Origin of the sequence: Shewanella sp. 11B5, assembly GCF_002836795.1 — a bacterium.
Lineage (GTDB): Bacteria > Pseudomonadota > Gammaproteobacteria > Enterobacterales > Shewanellaceae > Shewanella > Shewanella frigidimarina.
The window spans coordinates 1-1,541 of record NZ_PJAP01000849.1; the positions used below are offsets into that span (position 1 = coordinate 1).

Sequence of the window (1,541 nt, forward strand, 5' to 3'; positions counted from 1 at the left end):
GATTAGTGCTGTAATTATCAAGTTATAACTTGATATAGATCACAACATTGCAGCAGCATAATGAGATAGGAAATAGCCTGTAAAAAATAAACCGTTGTTTCTAATGGTTTATTTTTTACTTTATTGTGGTTAGTGGTTTGTTGTAAAAAACGAAGAGATTTTACATCAAATCATTACAGCTGCAGTTATTATTGGCGTTTTGGCTGATAAAGCATCATTTAAATATGGCGATTCTGCTCCCCAAACACCCTAACTCGTGCACATATTGCTTGGCGCGCCATAACCCCTGTATTGATTTATTAACGAGGGAGTTGTTAGCACATGGAGGGAGGTATATTGATTAAACCTGTTTGTTTTAGACAAATCTTCACCAACATTTTAGTATGTCACTATACAATCACAGCCTTATTTCTCGCCGACTAATGTTATGGATTAATTTTATGTATTAATGTTATGCATATGGGTTATGCATTCTGCTAAGTGTTCCAGTGTTCAAAGATTAAGGGTTGAGGATTGATTATTAAGGACTGGAGAGGGCAGTTTGATTCACTCTACAGCCAGAATGAAGTCACCAACGATGATCTGGATTCATCATAGAGACATGATAGAAAAACAGTAATCATGCTATAACCTTATTTAAAGATTCAAATACCAAGATGATTAGATAAGAGGAATACAGATGGGCAGTTCATCAATGATCATGTGGAGTGTGCTATTTGGCGCTATAGGCATGGGGTATTTTGTTTATGGTAAGCGCCAAAGGGCGATTGTTCCCTTGTGTGTAGGAATGGCATTAATCGTGTTTCCTTATTTTGTTGCCAGCGTGACCACTTTGCTGATTATGGGAGTAATCTTAGTGGCGATACCGTATTTTATCCGGCTTTAGTCGCTGTAGGCATTATTGTTTATCTGTTTTATCACTCAGAGTTATGTATTGCCTAAGTTAGTTTGGAATATGGCCTGCGGCCACTAACGTCGTGGCGCTTCACCCACACCAGACCAAAAGGAAACCAGCGGCTGTTCCCTCTTTATTCTTTATAAAAGAATTAGCCCAGCCACCCGGCAACATTTTCCCCATTGACTTAAATATTAGATGCGAAAAGTCGCCATGGCGATTTATCCAGCGTTGAACTTCGTTTGTAGCCTCACTTCGGCCCATCTTGTAATAATGAGTGAAAATGCTAACGCTTCCGATGGTACATCTGATGTGAATGGATTCACGAATGTCGTGATGGCAGGACGCCAAAGAACGACCTGTACCGCGAAAGCTAAGCTCACATCTGATAGGCAGGATGCCTGAATGCCTTGTAGCACATGGATGTGCGAGAAAGGCCATGTGAGCTTCACGCTATTTTCTTCAAAGATCTCAAGTTCAGAGTTGAATCACTCCATTTCCAAGTCAAGAAAACTAACTCGTTTTTGCCCCAAAGCTTGATAACACGGATAAATTGATGAACAAACGGTTATCTCATTGCCCTACAAATTCTAATCTATGTCCTATTAACCACGAGTGGCCGAAACTGGGGTGTTATACAGTCGTA

The 1,541-nt window shown here is 40.0% G+C and carries 1 protein-coding gene; it reads left to right on the forward strand.

What is annotated here, in order from left to right:
• Window positions 1–679 precede the first annotated feature (679 nt).
• Window positions 680–886, forward strand: coding sequence for a hypothetical protein (locus CXF78_RS17075; RefSeq protein ID WP_059744957.1), 207 nt, complete (start codon window positions 680–682; stop codon window positions 884–886).
• Window positions 887–1,541: the final 655 nt, after the last annotated feature.

What these genes read in the sequence shown, in the direction of transcription:
- CXF78_RS17075 (WP_059744957.1), top strand. Translation starts at nt 680, where the DNA reads ATGGGCAGTTCATCAATGATCATGTGGAGTGTGCTATTTGGCGCTATA.